Annotated in this window: 16 protein-coding genes; 9 read left to right on the forward strand and 7 right to left on the reverse strand. The window is 60.8% G+C overall.

Features of this window, described 5'->3' with window-relative positions; translation table 11 throughout:
* The first annotated feature begins 34 nt into the window (after nt 1–34).
* Nucleotides 35–1237: an ROK family transcriptional regulator gene (locus tag AC6GQJ_RS13035; protein WP_500768910.1), complete on the forward strand. Its 1203-nt coding sequence runs from the start codon at nt 35–37 to the stop codon at nt 1235–1237.
* 17 nt (nt 1238–1254) lie between these two features.
* On the opposite strand, the gene AC6GQJ_RS13040 is transcribed toward AC6GQJ_RS13035, so the two are convergent.
* The 5 genes from AC6GQJ_RS13040 to AC6GQJ_RS13060 form a co-directional block, all read right to left on the reverse strand.
* Nucleotides 1255–2346, reverse strand: a complete 1092-nt coding sequence (locus AC6GQJ_RS13040; RefSeq protein WP_500768912.1) for an ABC transporter ATP-binding protein — start codon at nt 2344–2346, stop codon at nt 1255–1257.
* A 52-nt stretch (nt 2347–2398) separates the two neighbouring features.
* The gene (locus AC6GQJ_RS13045) at nt 2399–4057 is read right to left on the reverse strand and encodes an alpha-amylase family glycosyl hydrolase (protein ID WP_500768914.1); all 1659 of its coding nucleotides are present in this window, start codon (nt 4055–4057) and stop codon (nt 2399–2401) included.
* A gap of 9 nt (nt 4058–4066) precedes the next feature.
* Nucleotides 4067–5218 (reverse strand): carbohydrate ABC transporter permease, encoded by a 1152-nt coding sequence (locus AC6GQJ_RS13050; protein ID WP_500768916.1) that lies wholly within the window; start codon nt 5216–5218, stop codon nt 4067–4069.
* Nucleotides 5219–5245: 27 nt separating this feature from the next.
* The gene (locus AC6GQJ_RS13055) at nt 5246–6481 is read right to left on the reverse strand and encodes a carbohydrate ABC transporter permease (RefSeq protein ID WP_500768918.1); all 1236 of its coding nucleotides are present in this window, start codon (nt 6479–6481) and stop codon (nt 5246–5248) included.
* 110 nt (nt 6482–6591) lie between these two features.
* Nucleotides 6592–7950: an ABC transporter substrate-binding protein gene (locus tag AC6GQJ_RS13060; RefSeq protein WP_500768920.1), complete on the reverse strand. Its 1359-nt coding sequence runs from the start codon at nt 7948–7950 to the stop codon at nt 6592–6594.
* Nucleotides 7951–8184: 234 nt separating this feature from the next.
* Here AC6GQJ_RS13060 and AC6GQJ_RS13065 point away from each other — a divergent pair, with 234 nt between their 5' ends.
* Complete coding sequence (locus AC6GQJ_RS13065; RefSeq protein ID WP_500768922.1) at nt 8185–9222, forward strand: LacI family DNA-binding transcriptional regulator; 1038 nt, start codon at nt 8185–8187, stop codon at nt 9220–9222.
* Nucleotides 9223–9225: 3 nt separating this feature from the next.
* On the forward strand, nt 9226–10548 hold the full coding sequence (locus AC6GQJ_RS13070; protein ID WP_500768924.1) for a GH1 family beta-glucosidase: 1323 nt from the start codon (nt 9226–9228) through the stop codon (nt 10546–10548).
* Between the two features lie 142 nt (nt 10549–10690).
* Here AC6GQJ_RS13070 and AC6GQJ_RS13075 read toward each other — a convergent pair whose 3' ends face one another.
* Nucleotides 10691–11797 (reverse strand): Gfo/Idh/MocA family protein, encoded by a 1107-nt coding sequence (locus AC6GQJ_RS13075; protein ID WP_500768926.1) that lies wholly within the window; start codon nt 11795–11797, stop codon nt 10691–10693.
* An 11-nt stretch (nt 11798–11808) separates the two neighbouring features.
* Nucleotides 11809–12519 carry a GntR family transcriptional regulator gene (locus AC6GQJ_RS13080; RefSeq protein ID WP_500768928.1) on the reverse strand — a complete coding sequence of 237 codons (711 nt, stop codon included), beginning with the start codon at nt 12517–12519 and terminating at the stop codon, nt 11809–11811.
* A gap of 105 nt (nt 12520–12624) precedes the next feature.
* Here AC6GQJ_RS13080 and AC6GQJ_RS13085 point away from each other — a divergent pair, with 105 nt between their 5' ends.
* From AC6GQJ_RS13085 to AC6GQJ_RS13110, 6 genes are all read left to right on the forward strand, one after another.
* Nucleotides 12625–13779 carry an LLM class flavin-dependent oxidoreductase gene (locus AC6GQJ_RS13085; protein ID WP_500768930.1) on the forward strand — a complete coding sequence of 385 codons (1155 nt, stop codon included), beginning with the start codon at nt 12625–12627 and terminating at the stop codon, nt 13777–13779.
* Nucleotides 13779–14669, forward strand: coding sequence for an aldo/keto reductase (locus AC6GQJ_RS13090; RefSeq protein ID WP_500768932.1), 891 nt, complete (start codon nt 13779–13781; stop codon nt 14667–14669). Before AC6GQJ_RS13085 ends, AC6GQJ_RS13090 begins: the two co-directional genes overlap by 1 nt.
* Entirely contained in the window at nt 14669–15184 is a 516-nt protein-coding gene (locus AC6GQJ_RS13095; protein ID WP_500768934.1) for a flavin reductase family protein, read from the forward strand. Before AC6GQJ_RS13090 ends, AC6GQJ_RS13095 begins: the two co-directional genes overlap by 1 nt.
* A 66-nt stretch (nt 15185–15250) precedes the next feature.
* Nucleotides 15251–15832 carry a TRAP transporter small permease gene (locus AC6GQJ_RS13100; protein ID WP_500768936.1) on the forward strand — a complete coding sequence of 194 codons (582 nt, stop codon included), beginning with the start codon at nt 15251–15253 and terminating at the stop codon, nt 15830–15832.
* Nucleotides 15832–17304 carry a TRAP transporter large permease gene (locus tag AC6GQJ_RS13105; protein ID WP_500768938.1) on the forward strand — a complete coding sequence of 491 codons (1473 nt, stop codon included), beginning with the start codon at nt 15832–15834 and terminating at the stop codon, nt 17302–17304. Before AC6GQJ_RS13100 ends, AC6GQJ_RS13105 begins: the two co-directional genes overlap by 1 nt.
* Before the next feature lie 42 nt (nt 17305–17346).
* Nucleotides 17347–18405, forward strand: coding sequence for a TRAP transporter substrate-binding protein (locus AC6GQJ_RS13110; protein WP_500768940.1), 1059 nt, complete (start codon nt 17347–17349; stop codon nt 18403–18405).
* Nucleotides 18406–18475: the final 70 nt, after the last annotated feature.

An 18475-nucleotide genomic window follows, 5' to 3' on the forward strand; every position in this document is an offset into this window, starting at 1 on the left:
TGTGTCCCTATGATCTGTGGGGAGAGAATATGAAATGACGCTGGATCATGTGCGCAGCTTGTCTGCGGGGATCAACCAGACAGGTGTTCGGGCCTATAACGAACGGCTGTTGCTTTCGATCTTGCAACGCAATGGCGCGTTGCCGGGCAGTGATCTTGCGCGCCGCACCGCTTTGTCGCCGCAAACCGCATCTGTCATCCTGCGCAAGCTGGAACAGGACGGGCTTCTGACCAAGGGTGCGCCGATCAAGGGCAAGGTGGGCAAGCCGTCGGTGCCATTCGCGCTGAACCCTGACGGGGCATATTCGCTGGGCCTGAAGGTCGGGCGACGCAGTGCCGATCTGGTGGTGCTGGACCTGTCGGGCACCGTGCGCCATCAGTTGCGCCATTCCTATGACTACCCGCTGCCCGAAGCCGTGTTCGATTTCCTGCGCACCGGCTTTGCCGAGTTGCTGGAAGACATGCCCGAAACCATGCGGTCCCGCCTGTGCGGGATCGGTGTCGCGGCCCCGCACGAGCTGTGGAACTGGCACGAGTTGATCGGCGCCCCTGCCGAGGATTTTGCGATCTGGCGCGACATCGACTTTACCCAAGAAGTGGCGCAGATCACCGGCCTGACCGTGCATATGGTGAACGATGCCACAGCCGCGTGCCGTGCCGAACACCTGTTCGGGGTCGGTCGGGAATTCCGCGACTACATCTATTTCTTTATTGGTGCGTTCATCGGGGGCGGGGTGGTTCTGGACCACGCCGTGTTCGAGGGGAACCTGCAGAACGCCGGTGCTTTTGGCCCGATGCCGATCAAAGATGTGAACGGCAAGTCGGGGCAGTTGATCGACCTTGCCTCGATCCGGACGCTGGAATTGCGCCTGATCGAAGCGGGCGAGAACCCGCGCAGCCTGTGGGAATCGCCGCAAGACTGGTCCCACTTGGAACGCTTTGTTACGCCATGGATGGAACAGACTGCCGATGCGCTCGCCACTGCGATGGTCACGGCCTGTGCCGTCATTGATTTCGAGGCGGCGGTTATTGACGGGTCATTGCCCCCCGCCTTGCGCACGCAACTGGTCTATATGACCCGTATGCGCCTTGCGACGAAGGACATGCGCGGCTTGATCACCCCCAGCACCGCCGAGGGTCAGATCGGTGCCAATGCGCGTGGTATCGGGGCGGCGGCGGGGCCGATCATCAGCCAGTTCCTGCTGGACCGGTCCGCCGCGATGTTTGATCAGGGCTAAGCGCCCCGCGCATCCCCTTAGCGATAGTAGAGCGACTGCCCGTTCGCAAAAAGCTGCACCTTGGCAGGGTCGGCGGTCACCTTCACCGTGGTGCCGCGCAGGCCCTGATGGATGCCAGGCATCTTGGCAAGGACAGGTTCGGCACCGGCAGCGGCCTCGAAGTAAAGGATCGTCACCTCGCCCAGTGCTTCGGTGAAATCCACAACGCCTTCGTAGACCGCATTGTCGGCTTCGGTGACGGTCATGTCCTCGGGGCGCACGCCCACGTTGACGGTCATGCCACGGTCGGATTCGCGGGTCGGGACAGAGGACGTGACCACATGGCCCGACTTCATCTTCACCCGTGTCACCGATCCGGTTTCCACCACCTCACCCGGCAACAGGTTCATCGCAGGCGAGCCGATGAACTGCGCGACGAATTCGTTTTCGGGGCGTTCATAAAGTTGTAGCGGCGTGCCGACCTGAGCGATGCCCTTGTTCGCCAGCACCACGATGCGGGTGGCGAGGGTCATCGCCTCGACCTGATCGTGGGTCACGTAGATCATTGTGCTGTCGGGCATCGACTCTTTGAGTTGCGCAATCTCGATCCGCGTGGCGACTCGCAGGGCGGCGTCGAGGTTCGAAAGCGGTTCGTCGAACAGATAGACCTTGGGGTCACGCACGATGGACCGCCCGATGGCCACACGCTGGCGCTGACCGCCTGACAGGGCCTTGGGCAGGCGGTCAAGATAGGGCTCAAGCTGAAGAATACGCGCGGCCTTGTCGACCGCAGCATTGATTTCCTCGGTCGATTTCTTGGCCAGCTTCAGCGCAAAGGTCATGTTGTCGTGCACGGTCATGTGCGGGTACAGCGCGTAGGACTGGAACACCATCGCGATACCGCGCTGAGCGGGCGGTACGTCGTTCACCACGGTGCCGTCGATTTCCAGCGTCCCGTCCGAGATGCTTTCCAGCCCCGCGATCATGCGCAACAGGGTGGACTTGCCACAGCCCGACGGGCCCACAAACACGATCAACTCGCCCTTTTCAATGTCGAGGTTGATGTTGTTCAGGACATTGACACTGCCGCCATATGTCTTTGCGACGTTCGTAAGTTTCAAATCTGCCATGGTCGTCCCCTCCCGTGGACGCGCCCGCTGGTTCGGGCGCTTCTTGTTACGTTCAGACCTTGCGCGCCAAGGCGACTTGCCATGGACCCAAGTGTAATTGCCCATCCGGTCCGGGTGCAATGCTGCCCAGTTCCGCCCCGATCGACACCCACTCGCTGCCTTCGGGCAGGGCAAGTGTTGCCGGTTCGTCGCTCAGGTTCACGGCACAGAAAATCTGTTCGTCCCCTTCGCTGCGGGTAAAGTGCACCACGTTGCCAGTTGCCGTGACCGCGTCATGGTCGCCCTTTTGCAGGGCCTTGTGCGCGTGGCGCAGGGCAATTGCCTTGCGGTAGTGGTTCAGCATCGAGGCCGGATCGTTTTCCTGCGTGCCAGCGGCGACGCGGGTGTGTTCGGGGCTGACGGGCAGCCATGGATCACCAGTGGTAAAGCCGCCGTTGCGGTTGGAATCTTCCCACGCCATCGGCGTGCGGCAGCCGTCGCGGCCTTTGAACTCGGGCCAGAATTCGATGCCATAGGGGTCTTGCAGGTCTTCAAATGCCACATCGGCTTCGGTCAGACCCAGCTCTTCGCCCTGATAGATGCAGGTCGAACCGCGCAAACACATCATCAGTGTCGCCAGCGCGCGTGCGGCGGCGTCCGAGAGATCCCATCGGGTCATATGGCGCACGACGTCGTGGTTGGAGAACGCCCAGCAGGCCCAGCCATCGCTGACCAGACGGTCAACATCGCCCATCACCTTGGCGATCCGCGCAGCGGTGGGCATAGTGGCTGACAGCAACTCGAAGCTGTAGCACATGTGGATGCGGTCATCGCCCTTGGTGTACTCGCCCATGATGTCGAGACCCATCTGCGCGTCCCCGACTTCGCCGACGGCCGCGGCGGCATCGTATTCCTCAAGCACGGCGCGGAACCGTTCAAGGAAGGCGAGGTTCTCGGGCTGGTTCTTGGAATAGAGGTGCAGCTGGTGGTTATAGGGGTTCACCGACGGCGCGATGGTCGCGTCGCGCCGGTCTTTGGGCAGGGCCGGATTGCTGCGCAACTGCTTGTCGTGGAAATAGAAGTTGATCGTATCAAGGCGGAAGCCGTCCATCCCGCGATCCAGCCAGAACCGCACCACGTCCAGCAGCGCATCCTGCACGGCAGGGCAGTGGAAGTTCAGGTCGGGCTGTGTGGTCAGGAAGTTGTGCAGATAGTACTGCTCGCGACGGCCATCCCATTGCCATGCAGGCCCGCCAAAGATCGACAGCCAGTTGTTGGGCGGCGTGCCGTCATCCTTGGGGTCGGCCCAGACATACCAGTCGGCCTTGTCGTTTTCGGTGTCCGCGCGGCTTTCCTTGAACCACGGGTGTTCGTCAGAGGTGTGCGACAGCACAAGATCGATCATCACGCGCAGCCCGAGGCTGTGCGCGGCCTGCGTCAGCGCGTCGAAATCGGACATGGTGCCGAACATCGGGTCAACGCCGCGATAGTCGGACACGTCATAGCCGAAGTCCTTCATCGGCGAGGTGAAGAAGGGCGAGATCCAGATCGCATCGACGCCGAGGGACGCAATATAGGGCAGGCGTTGGGTGATCCCGTTCAGATCGCCGATCCCGTCGCCGTTGCTGTCCTGAAAGCTGCGCGGATAGATCTGATAGATGACGGCACCGCGCCACCAGTCCTTATCAGCCACAAGGGCGTTCGATGTGTCTATGTTCGTTAGGTCGTTCATGTCGGGCCTTTATTTGACGGAGCCGGCCAGCAGGCCGCGCACCAGATATTTCTGCATGGCAAAGAATACCGCCAGCGGCACAGCGATGGACACGAAGGCCGCCGTGGCAAGGATTTCCCAGTTGCCGCCCCGTGTCCCCAAAAGGTTCACGATCTGGTCGGTCATCACTGTGGTTTGTCCGGTCGAGTCGATCAGGAACACTTTGGCGACCAGCAGGTCGTTCCACGTCCACAGGAACTGGAAGATGGCAAAGGATGCCAGTGCCGGAAAGGACAATGGCAGGATGATCTTGGTAAAGATCTGGAAGTCGGTGGCACCGTCGACCTTGGCGTTCTCGATGATGTCTCGCGGCAGGCCAACCATGTAGTTGCGCAGCAGGTATATAGCGAGCGGTAGCCCAAAGCCGGTATGGGCCAACCACGCCCCCAGATACCCTTTGCCGATGCCGATATCGACGTGCAGTTTCAGCAGCGGAATAAGCGCAAGTTGCAGCGGAACCACCAGCAGGCCAACCACCGCCGCGATCAGCAGCGCACGCCCCGGAAAATCCATCCAAGCCAGTGCGTAGGCGGCAAACGCCGCGACGACGATGGGAATGATCGTGGCGGGAATGGTCACGGTCAGCGTGTTAAAGAACGCCTTGGCCATGTTGTCGCCCGCGTTGCCGCTGAACAGGATGTTGTCATAGTTGTCCAAGGTGAATTCGGGCGGCGACAGAGCGGTTACAAACACGCGCTGGCCGCGTCCGCTGATCTGTTCGTCATTGCCGGACCAGACATAGTCGCCGTTGGCTTCGACAGTCATGGTTTCGCCATCGCCCAGATCGGCGGTTTCACCGGCGGCATAGGCTTCGATCTCGCGGCTGGAGGTGCCCCAGCGGCTGATCTCGGCCTCTGATCCGGCGTCAAAGAACGTGCCTTCGACGACGAACACGCCGTCAATCTCGCGGCGGTTGTCATCGGGCGATGCCACGCGGAAGCGTTGGGATTGCTCGCTTGGGAACAGCGCCTTCCACCAGCCCGAGGTCGAAATCTGGTCGGTGGTGCGGAAGGACGACACCAGCAGGCCAACCGTCGGGAACACCCACAGGGCGACCAGCAGAACGACCGATATGTTGACCGCCCAGCTCAGGGAGGATTTGGAACCAGCGATGTTATCCATGATGTGCTTCCTTATGTCCTCGGGCCATTATCTCATTTCCTTGCGGGCATTGTAGACGTTCCAGATCAGGATCGGGGACACCATGATCATGATGATGATCGCCGCTGCGGACCCGACGCCCCAGTCATTGGCGCGGAACAGTTTGTCGAACATGTAGTTGGCCAGAACCTGAGTTTCCCACTGCCCGTTTGTCATCGCGAACACGATATCGAACACTTTGAGAACGGTAATGGTGATCGTGGTCCAGACCACAACGATGGTGCCCATGATCTGCGGCACCTTGATCTTGAAAAAGATCTGGAACGGCCCCGCACCGTCGATGATTGCGGCTTCGATGGTTTCTTCGGGGATGCCGCGCAGGGCGGCGGACAGGATCACCATGGCAAAGCCTGTCTGGATCCAGATCAGCACGATCATTAGGAAAAAGCTGTTCCAGAATGGAATGGTCAGCCAGGTCTGCGGCTCTCCGTATGGCAGGGTGGCACCCAGCAGCGACACGATCGAGGTCAGCGACAGATACACAAGGTAAAGCCCGCCAAAGGCCACCAATAGCCGCAGCGGGACATAGCCCGCCCCGCCACCCGTCGCATTGGAGTTTGCGATAGGCCGCACAAAAATCCAGCCGACATAGGCGACCAGCGCGGCGAAAGACAAAAGAATGACGATGGGCACGAATTTCAGCAGCAACATCGATGCGAACCCGCCATCAAAAAGCAGCCAGACCGCGTTCAGCACCCCGATCTGGTCCTGATCTGCGGGCCGTGTGTCATAGACCAGTTTGAAGATCACTGCCGCGCCGACAAAGGAAATGGCCATCGGCATGAAGATCAGAGATTTCGCAATCGAGCCCCACTTGATCCGGTCCGTCAGTTGCGCGGCCAACAGGCCCATGGCGGTAGACGCCGCAGGCACTACGATCAGCCACAGCATGTTGTTGCGCAGCGCTTCCCAGAACTTGGATTCACCAAACATCTGATTGTAGTTGGCAAGCCCGACAAAGGCCCCGCCCGCATCACGGTCCGTCAGGGATAGGCGCAGCGTTTCGACAACGGGATAGGCAAGGTAGAGACCAAGGGCGAACATCGCGGGAAACAGGAACAGCCAAGGGCGGATCATGTTGGCACGGTTGATGTTGCGCCCTGCATTCGGCCCCTCGGCACGGAAGAGCACTTTGTCCAGAAGCTGGTTCGAGAAATAGAAGTAGGCGATGCACCCACCGACGCCGATAAAGATGGTGATCAAGCCTTGGAATGCCGGATTCATGGACGGTCCTCCCTGATGTCAGGCCATATCAGGCCCATTGACCTTTGCGGTCTTGTTGTTGGACCAGCCCGCTGTTGTGCGCGGACTGGCCGGTATCTCGTGCGGGGCGCTTACTTCAACGCTTCCCAGCTGGACTGGATGTCGGCAGCCACGGCCGCTGCATCTTTGCCGCCTGTATAGTCAACCATACCTGTCCAGAACGTGCCAGCACCAACTCCACCAGGCATCAGGTCGGACCCGTCGAAACGGAAGGTGGTCGCACCCAGCAGAACGTCACCCAAAGCGCGCAGGGTCTCGTCCTTGTACGCTTCGGTGTTCACGCCCTTGTGGGGTGTAAGGAAGCCGGTTTGCGCCATCATGACTTCGTGGCTGAGGGGCAGTTTAAAGTATTCCATCAGCGCAGTCGCACCTTCGGAAGGATCGGTGATTGCCATCAGCGTACCACCGCCCAGAACCGGATTGCCGAGGTCTTTTTCAGCATAGCTTGGGAAGTAGAAGAAGTTTGTGTCGACGCCGAATTCCACTTCTTCAGGGAAGAACGCAGGCACGAAGGACGCCTGACGGTGCATGTAGCACTGTGGCGGCGAGGTGAAGAGACCCTTGGGGCTGTCACGGAAGTCGGTAGAGGCAACCGCACCGGCGCCACCTGCGACTTTCGCATCGTCACGCGCGAAATAACCAAACTCTTCGATCGCTGCGATAACGCGTGGATCGTCGAACGGGATTTCGTTGGTGGTCCACTGGTCATAAACCGCCGGATCAACTGTGCGCAGCATCATGTCTTCGACCCAGTCGGTCGCAGGCCAGCCGGTCGCGGCACCGGAACCCAGCCCGATGCACCAAGGTGTGTCGCCGTCTTCAACGATCTGCTCGGTAAGCGCTTTCAGCTCTTCCATGGTTTCGGGCACTTCGTAACCCGCATCCTCGAAGTTCTCGGGGTTGTACCAGACCAGCGATTTGACGTTCACGTTGTAGAAGAAACCGAACATCTGGTCTTCGCCGTTTTCGTCAGCGTAGGAACCCAGATCGACCCAGGACGACCCGGCGGCATAGTTTTCCGCAACCCAGTCGGCTGTTTCGGAACCCAGCGGGTGCAACTGGCCCTTGGAGGCCATGACCGACGCCAGACCCGGCTGTGGGAAGACAGAGATGTTGGGCGCGGAACCGGCTTCGGCGTCGATAACGATCTGCTGCTCGAAGCTGTCCGAACCGGTATAGATCACGTCAGCGCCTGTGGCTTCTTCGAAATAGACCAGCGCGTTGTTCAGGAACCCGTCTTCGGGTGTCAGCCATGGGCCGAAAATCGTAACGGTTTGTCCGCTGAGGTCAGGCGCGTTTTCGGCCCAAGCGTTATAGCTGTCCCAGCTGAATGGACCTTCCCCGATGGGGAAAGCGATGTGGCCGTCCGCAGAGGCGGATGCAGCCGTAATTGCCAGCGCAGCCGCACTGGCCAGTAGAGTTCTGGTCATGTTGGTCTTCCTCCCGTTTCATCTCCACGTACAGCGTCTAGTGCGCCGGACGTTAGCACAATGGTTGATTGCCAAAGCGCTTTGGAATGTCGGCAGAGTTGCTCAAAACGCGTCGCCTGTCAAACATTGTGATTGCGCTATCAGACGGGTAGGCGGGACATCAGCGCGACGCCCTTAGGTTTTGACGAACCTGCCAACTTCGGAGTAGCGTCGCCCGAACTAAAAGCGCTTTGGATGGAAATGCCCGTTAATCTCAAGGAACTCTCAGGCCATTTGGGCCTTAGCCAGACGACAGTGAGTCGGGCGCTGAACGGATATCCCGAGGTGTCCGAGGCGACGCGGGCGCGAGTCATTGAGGCTGCAAGAAAATACAACTACAGCCCGAATGCCCGTGCGCGGGGCCTCGCCACCGGTCACAGCCGGTGCATCGGGCATGTGATCTCCGAAGGTGATTCGGGTGAAATGGTGAACCCGATCTTCGGGGACTTCATGGCCGGGGCGGGTGAAACCTATTCCGCGCATGGCTATGACATGATGGTGTCGCGCGTCGGCAATCAGGACGAGGTCGAGATTTACCGCGATCTCAAGGCGCGCGGCGTGGTGGACGGGCTGGTCATGCACGCGCCTCGCAAGAACGATCCACGTCTGGCGCAACTGACCGAAATCGGCCTGCCCTTCGTGGTGCATGGCAGTTCAAGCGGATCGACTGTCGCCTATACGGGACTGGACGTGAACAACACCCGCGCCTTTCACCAGTTGACCAGCTACCTGATCGGCTTGGGCCACCGCCGCATAGCGCTGATCAACGGGCAGGAGACGCTGGATTTCGCGATCTGCCGCCGCCAAGGATTTGAAACCGCGCTGCGCGACGCGGGAATCGAGGTCGATCCTGCGCTGATGGTGTCCGATGAAATGACCGAAAGCTACGGCCACGCCTCGGCCTCGGCCATGCTGGACGGGCCCAATCCACCCACCGCCTTTGTCGTCGCGTCGATCATCTGCGCCGTTGGTGCGCGCCGCGCCTTGGGTGAACGGCGTCTACGGCAGGGCGTGGACGTGTCGGTCGCCACTTTTGACGACTGCCTCAGCTATTTCGGCAACGCAGGTTCCCCGCCCATTTTCACCGCCGTGCAATCCTCCGTCCGCGAGGCGGGCGCTGCCCTCGCACGGATGCTGATCGAACGGATCAACGACCCCGACGCCCCTCATACCCAAACGCTGTGGGAGGCCGAATTCGTCGTTGGCGCCTCGACCGGCCCACGCAAGGACTAGACCATGCTCGACCATAAACGCTCAGACTTCCCCGAAGGCTTCCTGTTCGGGGCTGCCACCTCGGCCTACCAAATCGAAGGGCACCGTTTCGGCGGCGCAGGCCGCGCCATGTGGGACGATTTTGCCGCGACGCCCGGCAACGTCGTGCGTGCCGAAGATGGCGCGACGGCTTGCGATCACTACAACCGCTATGGCGCTGATCTTGACCTGCTGCGCGATGCCGGTTTTGACGCCTACCGCTTTTCAACCAGCTGGGCGCGCGTGATGCCGGACGGGCGCACGGTGAACCCCGAAGGGCTGGATTTCTACGACCGGCTGGTGGACGGGATGCTCGAACGCGGGCTGAAACCAATGGCAACGCTTTACCACTGGGAAATGCCTTCGGCGCTGGCCGATCAGGGCGGCTGGCGCAACCGCGATGTGGCGGCGTGGTTCGGCGATTTCACTGAAACCATCATGGACCGGATTGGCGACAGGGTGTTCTCGGTCGCGACAATCAACGAATTCTGGTGCGTCGCGTGGCTGTCCCATTTCCTCGGCCACCACGCGCCCGGCCTGCGCGACATTCGCGCCACGGCGCGTGCGATGCACCATGTCATGCTGGCGCACGGCACCTCCATCGAACGGATGCGCGCCATGGGTGTCAAGAACCTCGGCGCGGTGTTCAACTACGAATGGGCCGCCCCCGCCGATGACAGCCCCGCCGCCCTCGAAGCCGCCGCTACCCATGACGACTATTACAACCACTTCTTCGTCTCCGGCGCGTTCAAGGGCTGCTACCCCGACCGTATCGTAAAAGCGTTGGAACCCCACTTCCCCACCGGCTGGCAGGACGATTTCAAAACCATTGCCGCGCCGCTCGACTGGGCAGGGATCAACTATTACACGCGCACGCTGCTGGCCGGAAATGACGGACCGTGGCCGCATCTGCACAGCGTGACAGGACCGCTGGAAAAGACCCAGATGGGCTGGGAAATCTACCCGCAAGGGCTGCACGATCTGCTGGTGCGTACGGCGCGGGAATACACCGGCGACCTGCCGCTTTATGTCACCGAAAACGGGATGGCGAATGACGACCACGTGGTGAACGGCGCTGTCGATGATGCCACCCGCATCGCCTATTTTAACAGCCACCTGCACGCCGCGCGTGAGGCGATTGCCAAAGGCGTTCCGCTCAAGGGTTACATGGCGTGGTCGCTGATGGACAACTACGAATGGGCGCTGGGCTACGAAAAACGCTTCGGCATGGTGCACGTGGATTTCGACACGCTCAAACGCACCCCCAAAGCGTCATGGCACGCCTTCAAATCCATGCTGACTGCCTAAAAGAAAAATCCCGAACCACACCCGATCGGCGGCTCGGGTACTTTCACTGCACCACGTTTCTTTTGGCCAAAAATACTGTGGGGGTCCGGGGGCAACGCCCCCGGTCGGTCGCCGCAGCGCCAGCGCGGCGAAACCTAAGAGCCTACAGATAGTCCCGAGGGTCCACCGCACGCCCCGCGCGCGCACTTTCCTGTGCTGCCATCCCCATCGCCACCGCGGCCCAGCCATCATCCAACGTGACCTCGGGCCGCTCGGTTTCACCCCGCACCAGCGCGACAAAGCGTTGATGCTGGTAATAGGTCGATCCGTTGTGATCGCCCGCTTCCAGCAGGGTCGGATCCACCGGAATGGCGTGGGTCACAGGCCCCTGCGGTGAACGGGGCGACGTGATGAGCTTTGCCACCGGCGCATCGCCAAGGTGCTCCGGCCAGAACCGCCCCGGTCCCGGCACAAAGGCTTCGATCTTGCCTGCCGGACCCACGGCGGACAGCTCTTCCTGATAGGCGGCGCCTTCGGCAAACATGCACAGTTCCAGCATCGCGCGCGTGCCGTCGGCAAAGTCGACAATCACATAGCCGCTGTCGATAATGTCCGGCACCTCACCGTCATAGCGCTCGTCCAGATGGTTCACCGCCTGCGAGGCCGAAGCCATGACGCGAACCGGTTCGGCCTTCAGCGCGAGGCGCATCAGGTCAAAGAAGTGGCAGCATTTCTCGACAAACGTCCCGCCTGTGTAGCGGTTGAACCGGTTCCAGTCCCCGACCTTTTCCAGAAAGGGAAAACGGTGTTCGCGGATCGAAAGCTGCTTGATGCCCCCCGTGGCCACATCGGCATTTGACAGGAATTGCGCGATCACGGGCATATAGCGGTATTCCATCGCAACCCAGACCGGCGCGGGATAGGTGTCGCGGAACAGGCGCAGCCTTTCGAAATCCTCTGCCGCGGTGAACAGCGGTTTTTCGACCAGAACGGGCAGGGGGCGTGTGGCGGCGATTTGCTGCAACTGTTCGACATGGCGGAAGTTCGGGCTTGCGATCAGCAGGCAGTCCAACCCCTCAATCGCCAGCAGGTCCGCGACGCTGTCCACCATCACGGCATCCGGCACCATGGCCTGCGCCGTGGCAGCCATCGCGGCGTCGGGTTCGAAAATCGCGGCCACATCGGTGTCGGGCAACAGGGCAATATTGCGCAGGTGTTCCTGCCCCATCATGCCGCATCCGATGATGCCATACCGTATCTGCTGTGCCATGTGTGGCCTTTCTACTTCAGTCGTTGGACATAGACCGCGCGGGCCGGATCGTACCATGTGCGCGAAAATTCGATGGCGTCGGGCCGGTCTGCCCAACTGAACCGTTCGATATAGCCGACCATGTCGCCCGAACGCGGTTCATAGCTTTGCGGGGCCCATGCGGGGACGGTGCCAAGGCTTACCCGATCCTCGGCGCGCTGGATCCACAGCCCCAATTCCGAGCGGTAGGTAGCATAAAGCGATTCGGACATGGTCGCGGGGTCGATGATTCCCGCATCCGCATCCAGCCAGATTTCCTCGATCGCGATGATTGTGTCATTCAGGCTGCGCAGGCGTCGGATACGCGTGGCGCGATCCGCCGTGCCAAAGGCGGGCAGATCGGTGGGCTTGTCCATGTGATCCAGCGCCAGAACTTCTGCCCGTGGCAGCCCGCCGCCCGTCAGCAATTCAAGGCGGAACATCGCATAGACCGTACCGGTATCCCCGCCAGCGCGCACATAGTTACCCGATCCCTGAACGCTTTCGATCAGACCCTTTTCGGCCATATCACGCAGCGATTTGCGCAAGGTGCCGACACTCACACCCAGTTCGGCGGCCATCTCCCGCTCGGGCGGCAGGCGCTGCCCGTCGATCAAGCGGCCCGAGACGATATCGCGGGTCAACAGCTCGGCGATCTGCACATAGATCGGCAGGGCATGGGGGGCGTTGCGCGGGGTGCTCACTTGGACCTTTTGGGGCAGCTGCCGGAAAATTGATACATTATTGATCTACATCAACGACAATGTTACGCAAGACTTAACTTCCGCTCAGCCGAACAGGTGCCACAGATGACCATCGTCCCCATCACGTCTCCCGATCTCGACGCGGCAGAGGTGTCGTGGTTTTCGGCGCTGTGTTCGGACGACTACCAGTTCCTTGGCGTGCCGGATGGCGATCTCCGGTCCAGTTGGGCACATTGCAGCAACATCGTGCGCGAGGCCGAGGCGCAGGGCTTTCGCAACATCCTGTGCCCGTCCTCCTATCAGGTGGGGCAGGACACGTTGTCCTTTGTGGCGGGCTGTGCGCCGATTACGTCCAAGATCAACATGCTGGCCGCCGTGCGTTGCGGCGAGATGCAGCCGATCATGCTGGCGCGCACGATCGCAACGCTGGATCACATGCTGGAAGGGCGGCTGACGGTCAATATCATCAGCTCCGACTTTCCCGGCGAAAAGGCCGACAGCGACTACCGTTACCAACGCTCGCGCGAGGTGGTCGAGATCCTGAAACAGGCGTGGACGCAGGACGAGATCAACTACAAGGGCGAGGTCTATAACTTCGCGGGCCTGACCACCGATCCTGTGCGCCCGTACCAGACCGGCGGGCCGCTGCTGTACTTTGGCGGCTATTCGCCGGCGGCGCTGGAACTGTGCGGCCAGCATTGCGATGTCTACCTGATGTGGCCCGAACCCAAAGAGGCTTTGGCGGGGCGCATGCGCGACGTGAACGCGGTGGCTGAACGCTATGGCCGGACGCTGGATTACGGTCTGCGCGTGCACATGATCGTGCGCGATACAGAGGCCGAGGCCCGAGAATACGCCGATTACATCGTGTCCAAGCTAGATGACGAATATGGTCAGATCATCCGCGAACGCGGGCTCGATTCCGGCTCTCTCGGGGTGGCGCATCAGGCCAAGGCCCGCGAACTGGCGGACAAGTTCGGCTATGTCGAACCCAACCTCTGGACCGGCGTGGGGCGGGCGCGGTCGGGCTGCGGTGCGGCGCTTGTCGGCTCCACCGATCAGGTGATGTCCAAGATCGAGGAATATCAGAAAATGGGCATCCGTGCCTTCATCTTCTCTGGTTATCCGCATCTGGACGAAGCAAAACACTTTGGCGCGCGTGTCATGCCGCACTTGAAAACCTGTTCTTTGCCCCACGTTTACGGACGGGTGCCTGCAAGCGCGCCCGCCACACCCCTTTCGCTAGGAGAGCGCCGCTGATGGACCGTGTCCAACTATCCGATACCGTAGAATTTTCCCGCATCGTCTATGGCATGTGGCGCTTGGGCGACGATTCCGACACGTCCGCCAGCCACGTTCAGGCCAAGATCCACGCCTGTCTGGATCAAGGCATCACGACCTTTGATCAGGCCGATATCTATGGCGGCTATGTGGCCGAGGCGCTGTTGGGCGAGGCGTTGAAAGCCGACAAAGGCCTGCGCGCCAAGATGGAGATTGTGACCAAATGCGATATCGTCGCGCCCGTTGGCCGCTATGAGGGCGCGCCGGTCAAATATTACGACACCAGCCGCGCCCATATCATGGCGAGCATCGAACATTCCCTGCGCGACATGGCGATCGACCATATCGACCTGCTGTTGATCCACCGCCCCGACCCGTTCATGGACCACCACGAAACCGGTGCCGCGCTGGACGAGGCCGTCGCCTCGGGCAAGGTCGGCGCGGTGGGAGTGTCGAACTTCCGCCCCTACGACTGGGAACTGCTGCAATCGGCGATGAAGACGCAGATGGTCACCAACCAGATCGAGATCAGTCTGGGCGAGATCAACCCGTTTTCCAATGGCGACATCGCCTTTCACCAGCGTCACGGACACCGCCCCATGGCGTGGTCCCCGCTGGGTGGCGGCGGGCTGATGTCGGGCAGTGACAAATTGCACAAGGTGATGGACGAACTGGCCGCCGAAAACGGTGTGGACCGTGCCGCCATCGCGGTGGCCTTCCTGCTGGCGCATCCCGCGGGCATCCTGCCGGTGATGGGCACCAACAATCTGGACCGGATCAAGCGGCTTGGCGATGCGCTGCGCGTGACGCTGGACCGTCCCACATGGTTCCGCCTGTACGAGGCTGCCCTTGGACACGAGGTCGCGTGATGACCATGCAAAATCCCAACCTTTCTACTGTTTTTCGCCCCGATCAGGATACGGGCCGCCAGTTGCGCGATGCCTTCGGCAAGTTCGCGACCGGCGTCACGGTTATCACCGTGCCAAGCGCGGATGGCCCCATCGGCATTGTCGCTAACAGCTTTTCCTCGGTCTCGCTTGATCCGGCCCTTGTACTGTGGTCGGTCGAACGCAGCGCACGCCGTTTCCCCTATTTTGAGGCGGCGGATCATTACGCGATCCACGTGCTGGCCGCTGATCAGAAAACCCTGTGTGACCGCGTGGCGCGCAACGCCCATGCCTTGCAGGACGAGGGGCTGGAGTTGAACACCGATGGCGTGCCTTTGATTGATCATTGCCTTGCGCGGTTCGAGTGTCGCAGAGTGGCGGCACATGCGGCGGGCGATCACGTTATCATCGTCGGACAGGTGCAGCGTACGTCGATGCGCGACGGCTCTGCGCTGACATTCTACGCTGGCGATTTCGGGACCCTCGCGCAGGGATAACGCGCAGACGAAACGGTCACGGCGGACATATAACTGCCGGACCACGCATAAAAAGGGAGGGCCCGTATGGGCGCACTACTGGCGGTGCTGGCACCGATCAGCGCCGTGAATGCATTTGTGCTCAAGATCGGGCGCGGCATCGGCATTGTCGCCATTGCGGTGATGGTCGCGGCCATCCTGACCCAAGTCGTTGCGCGCTATGTGTTCAACAACGCCCTGCCATGGCCTGACGAGGCAGCCCGTTTTTGCATGTTGTGGATGACGGGCCTGATGGCCCCAACCGCGTTCCGTCGGGGCGGGTTCGTGGCGCTCGACATGATCTCGGGGTTCATGTCGTCACGGGTGGCGGCGGTCCTGTCGCTCGTACTGCTGTGCATCTCTCTCTTGATCCTGATTGTCGCGGTCCAGATCGGCTGGTCCGAGGTGACAGGCTTTGGCGGGCGCTTTGCCACGGCATCGCTGTATCTGCCCACGCTGGACGGCTGGTTCCGCATTCCGCGCAGCTGGATGATGCTGTCGCTGCTGGTGGGTGTGGGGCTGTTGCTGGCCGTGAATATCGAACTGATCCTGCGCAGCATCATACGGTTGTTGGGCGGTGGGCATCGCCTGCCCGTGCTCGACATGGGCGATCTGGCGGGGGCTGAATAATGTTGATCTGGTTCCTGCCGCTGTTTCTGCTGTTTCTTCTGATCGGCCTGCCGGTGTTCTTCGGGCTGCTTGCCGCGCCGGGTCTGCTGTTGTGGATGAACGGGCAGGAAAAGGACATCACCTTGCTGTATCGCAACGTCTATAACGGGATGGACAGTTTCCCGCTGATGGCGATCCCGTTTTTCATGTTGGCGGGTGAGTTGATGAACAAGGGCGGGATCACAATCCGCCTTGTACAGTTTTCCCAAGCCCTGATGGGCCATTTGCGTGGCGGTCTGGCGCAGGTGAACGTGCTGTCATCGATCCTGTTTGCGGGTCTGTCCGGCTCGGCGGTGGCGGACACCTCGGCGCTCGGCTCCATGCTGATCCCCGCGATGGAGAAAGAGGGCTATACCCGCCGTTTCGCCGCCGCCATCACAGCGGCAAGTTCGGTGATCGGGCCGATCATTCCGCCCTCGGGCATTATGATCATCTATGCCTATGTGATGGGCGAAAGCGTCGCGGCCCTATTTCTGGCCGGTATCGTGCCAGGCATCTTGGTGGGCGTCGGCCTGATGGTGGTGATCCGCCTGACAGCGGATCATTACGACCTGCCTGCGGCCAAGCGTGTCGCCTTTGACGGCGTTGCGCTGAAGCCGCTCGAATACTGGGTGTCTTTTGTTCTGGTGCGGCTGAATATCGGTGTGCTGATCTGGGCGGTTGCCCCGCTTGAGGTATCGTCGACCACGATGCAGTGGGTCACGCTGGCAGGCGCGGTCATCGTCGCTCACGCGCTGATGTTGGTGCTGCGCACCTTGGTCAGCGCCGAATTCCGCATCGTGTGCAAACGCGCCATTGTGCCCTTGCAGACGCCGGTTCTGATCCTTGGCGGCATCCTCGGTGGCGTGTTCACCCCGACCGAGGCAGCGGCGGTGGCGGTGGCCTATGCGCTGTTTGTGGCCTTCTTTGTGCTGCGCACCATGTCCCTGCGCGACCTGCCTGATATCCTCAGCCGTGCGGGCCTGACGTCGGCTATTGTGCTGCTGCTGGTGGGGGCCGCAATGGCGTTCAAGACGGTTGTGTCCCTGTCCTATGCGCCGCAAATCCTTGCGGATTACATCCTGACCCTGTCGGAAAATCCGCTGATCCTATTGTTCCTGATCAACCTGCTGTTGTTCGTGGTGGGGATGTTTCTGGATGCCGGTCCCGCGATCATCATTCTGGGGCCGATCCTTGCGCCGATCTTTACCGATATGGGCGTCGATCCGATCCACTTTGCCATCATCATGTCGGTGAACCTGACCGTGGGGCTGGCCACACCGCCGATGGGGCTTGTCCTGTTCGTGGCGGCGGCGGTCAGTCAGGAAAAGGTCGAAACCATCGCCAAGGCGATCCTGCCTTTTCTTGCGGTCGAGGTGATCGTGATCTTTCTGATCACCTATATTCCGGCCATTTCCATGACCATTCCTCGCCTCGCGGGGTTTGCGAACTAGCCAAAACAAAAACGATTGAGTGATAACGGGAGGAACCAAACCATGCTCAACACAACCCTGAAAACCCTTGCGGCGGCGGCGCTTGTTGCCGGATCCGCCATGATGGCCAGCGCGCAGGAATACACGATCCGCGCCACCGCCAACTCGAACGAGAACGACGAAGACTATGACGGCCTTGTCGTGTTCAAAAACTATGTCGAAGCGGCATCGAACGGCGCCATCGCGGTCGAACTGTTCATCGGCACACAGCTTTGCAGCAACGGTGCGGAATGTCTGCAAGGTGTCGCGGACGGGTCGATCGACGTGTACATTTCCACATCCGGCGGCGCGTCCGGCATCTTCCCATATGTGCAGGTTCTCGACCTGCCGTATCTGATGGCCGACGACCGGATTGCGGAACATGTGCTGTCGGGCGACTTCACACGGGCGATGCGCGATATGGCGCTTGAGGATTCCGACAACATGATCCGCCTGATGACCATCGGGAACACCGGCGGCTGGCGCAACTTTGCCAATACCAAACGCCGCGTGGCCGAGCCTGCGGATATGGAAGGGCTGAAAATCCGCACCGTGGTCGCGGACCTGCCGCAGGAACTCGTCAAGGCGCTTGGCGCGTCCCCGACCCCGATCCCGTGGCCCGAGCTGTTCACTTCGTTCCAGACCGGCGTTGTCGAAGGATCCAAGAACGGGATCACCGACATCATGGGCATGAAGTTCCCCGATGCGGGTCTGAAATATGTGACGCTGGACGGCCACGCCTACATGGGCGCGCTGTGGTGGATGAACAACGAAAAGTTCACCAGCATGCCAGAGGATATGCGCCGCGTCGTTGTGGACGGTTTCTACGCGCTGCAACAGGCGACATTCGCCTCGCCCAAGCGTAAATCCATCGCCGCCTATGAAGAGTTCGTAGCCGATGGTGGTGACCTCTACGTACCAACACCCGAGCAGAAGGAGGCATTCGCCGCAGCATCCACGCCAGTTTACGAGTGGTTCAAAAGCAACGTGGCCCGTGGCCCCGAAATCTTTGACGCGCTGACCAAAGCCGTTGCGGAAGCCGAGGCTGACGTGAACGCTTCGCGCGATGCTGATCTAAATTGATCCTGCGGGCCGCGTGCCCGTCCGGAAAATGCGAAAGGCCGCCCTGAAACGGGGCGGCCTTTTTGTTGGC

The sequence above is a fragment of the Tateyamaria sp. 7Alg 36 genome, from assembly GCF_059882455.1.

Excerpts from the sequence above, each read along its gene's own strand:
- AC6GQJ_RS13035 (WP_500768910.1), top strand. The coding sequence starts at position 35 with ATGACGCTGGATCATGTGCGCAGCTTGTCTGCGGGGATCAACCAGACA.
- AC6GQJ_RS13040 (WP_500768912.1), bottom strand. The coding sequence starts at position 2,346 with ATGGCAGATTTGAAACTTACGAACGTCGCAAAGACATATGGCGGCAGT.
- AC6GQJ_RS13045 (WP_500768914.1), bottom strand. The coding sequence starts at position 4,057 with ATGAACGACCTAACGAACATAGACACATCGAACGCCCTTGTGGCTGAT.
- AC6GQJ_RS13050 (WP_500768916.1), bottom strand. The coding sequence starts at position 5,218 with ATGGATAACATCGCTGGTTCCAAATCCTCCCTGAGCTGGGCGGTCAAC.
- AC6GQJ_RS13055 (WP_500768918.1), bottom strand. The coding sequence starts at position 6,481 with ATGAATCCGGCATTCCAAGGCTTGATCACCATCTTTATCGGCGTCGGT.
- AC6GQJ_RS13060 (WP_500768920.1), bottom strand. The coding sequence starts at position 7,950 with ATGACCAGAACTCTACTGGCCAGTGCGGCTGCGCTGGCAATTACGGCT.
- AC6GQJ_RS13065 (WP_500768922.1), top strand. The coding sequence starts at position 8,185 with ATGGAAATGCCCGTTAATCTCAAGGAACTCTCAGGCCATTTGGGCCTT.
- AC6GQJ_RS13070 (WP_500768924.1), top strand. The coding sequence starts at position 9,226 with ATGCTCGACCATAAACGCTCAGACTTCCCCGAAGGCTTCCTGTTCGGG.
- AC6GQJ_RS13075 (WP_500768926.1), bottom strand. The coding sequence starts at position 11,797 with ATGGCACAGCAGATACGGTATGGCATCATCGGATGCGGCATGATGGGG.
- AC6GQJ_RS13085 (WP_500768930.1), top strand. The coding sequence starts at position 12,625 with ATGACCATCGTCCCCATCACGTCTCCCGATCTCGACGCGGCAGAGGTG.
- AC6GQJ_RS13090 (WP_500768932.1), top strand. The coding sequence starts at position 13,779 with ATGGACCGTGTCCAACTATCCGATACCGTAGAATTTTCCCGCATCGTC.
- AC6GQJ_RS13095 (WP_500768934.1), top strand. The coding sequence starts at position 14,669 with ATGACCATGCAAAATCCCAACCTTTCTACTGTTTTTCGCCCCGATCAG.
- AC6GQJ_RS13100 (WP_500768936.1), top strand. The coding sequence starts at position 15,251 with ATGGGCGCACTACTGGCGGTGCTGGCACCGATCAGCGCCGTGAATGCA.
- AC6GQJ_RS13105 (WP_500768938.1), top strand. The coding sequence starts at position 15,832 with ATGTTGATCTGGTTCCTGCCGCTGTTTCTGCTGTTTCTTCTGATCGGC.
- AC6GQJ_RS13110 (WP_500768940.1), top strand. The coding sequence starts at position 17,347 with ATGCTCAACACAACCCTGAAAACCCTTGCGGCGGCGGCGCTTGTTGCC.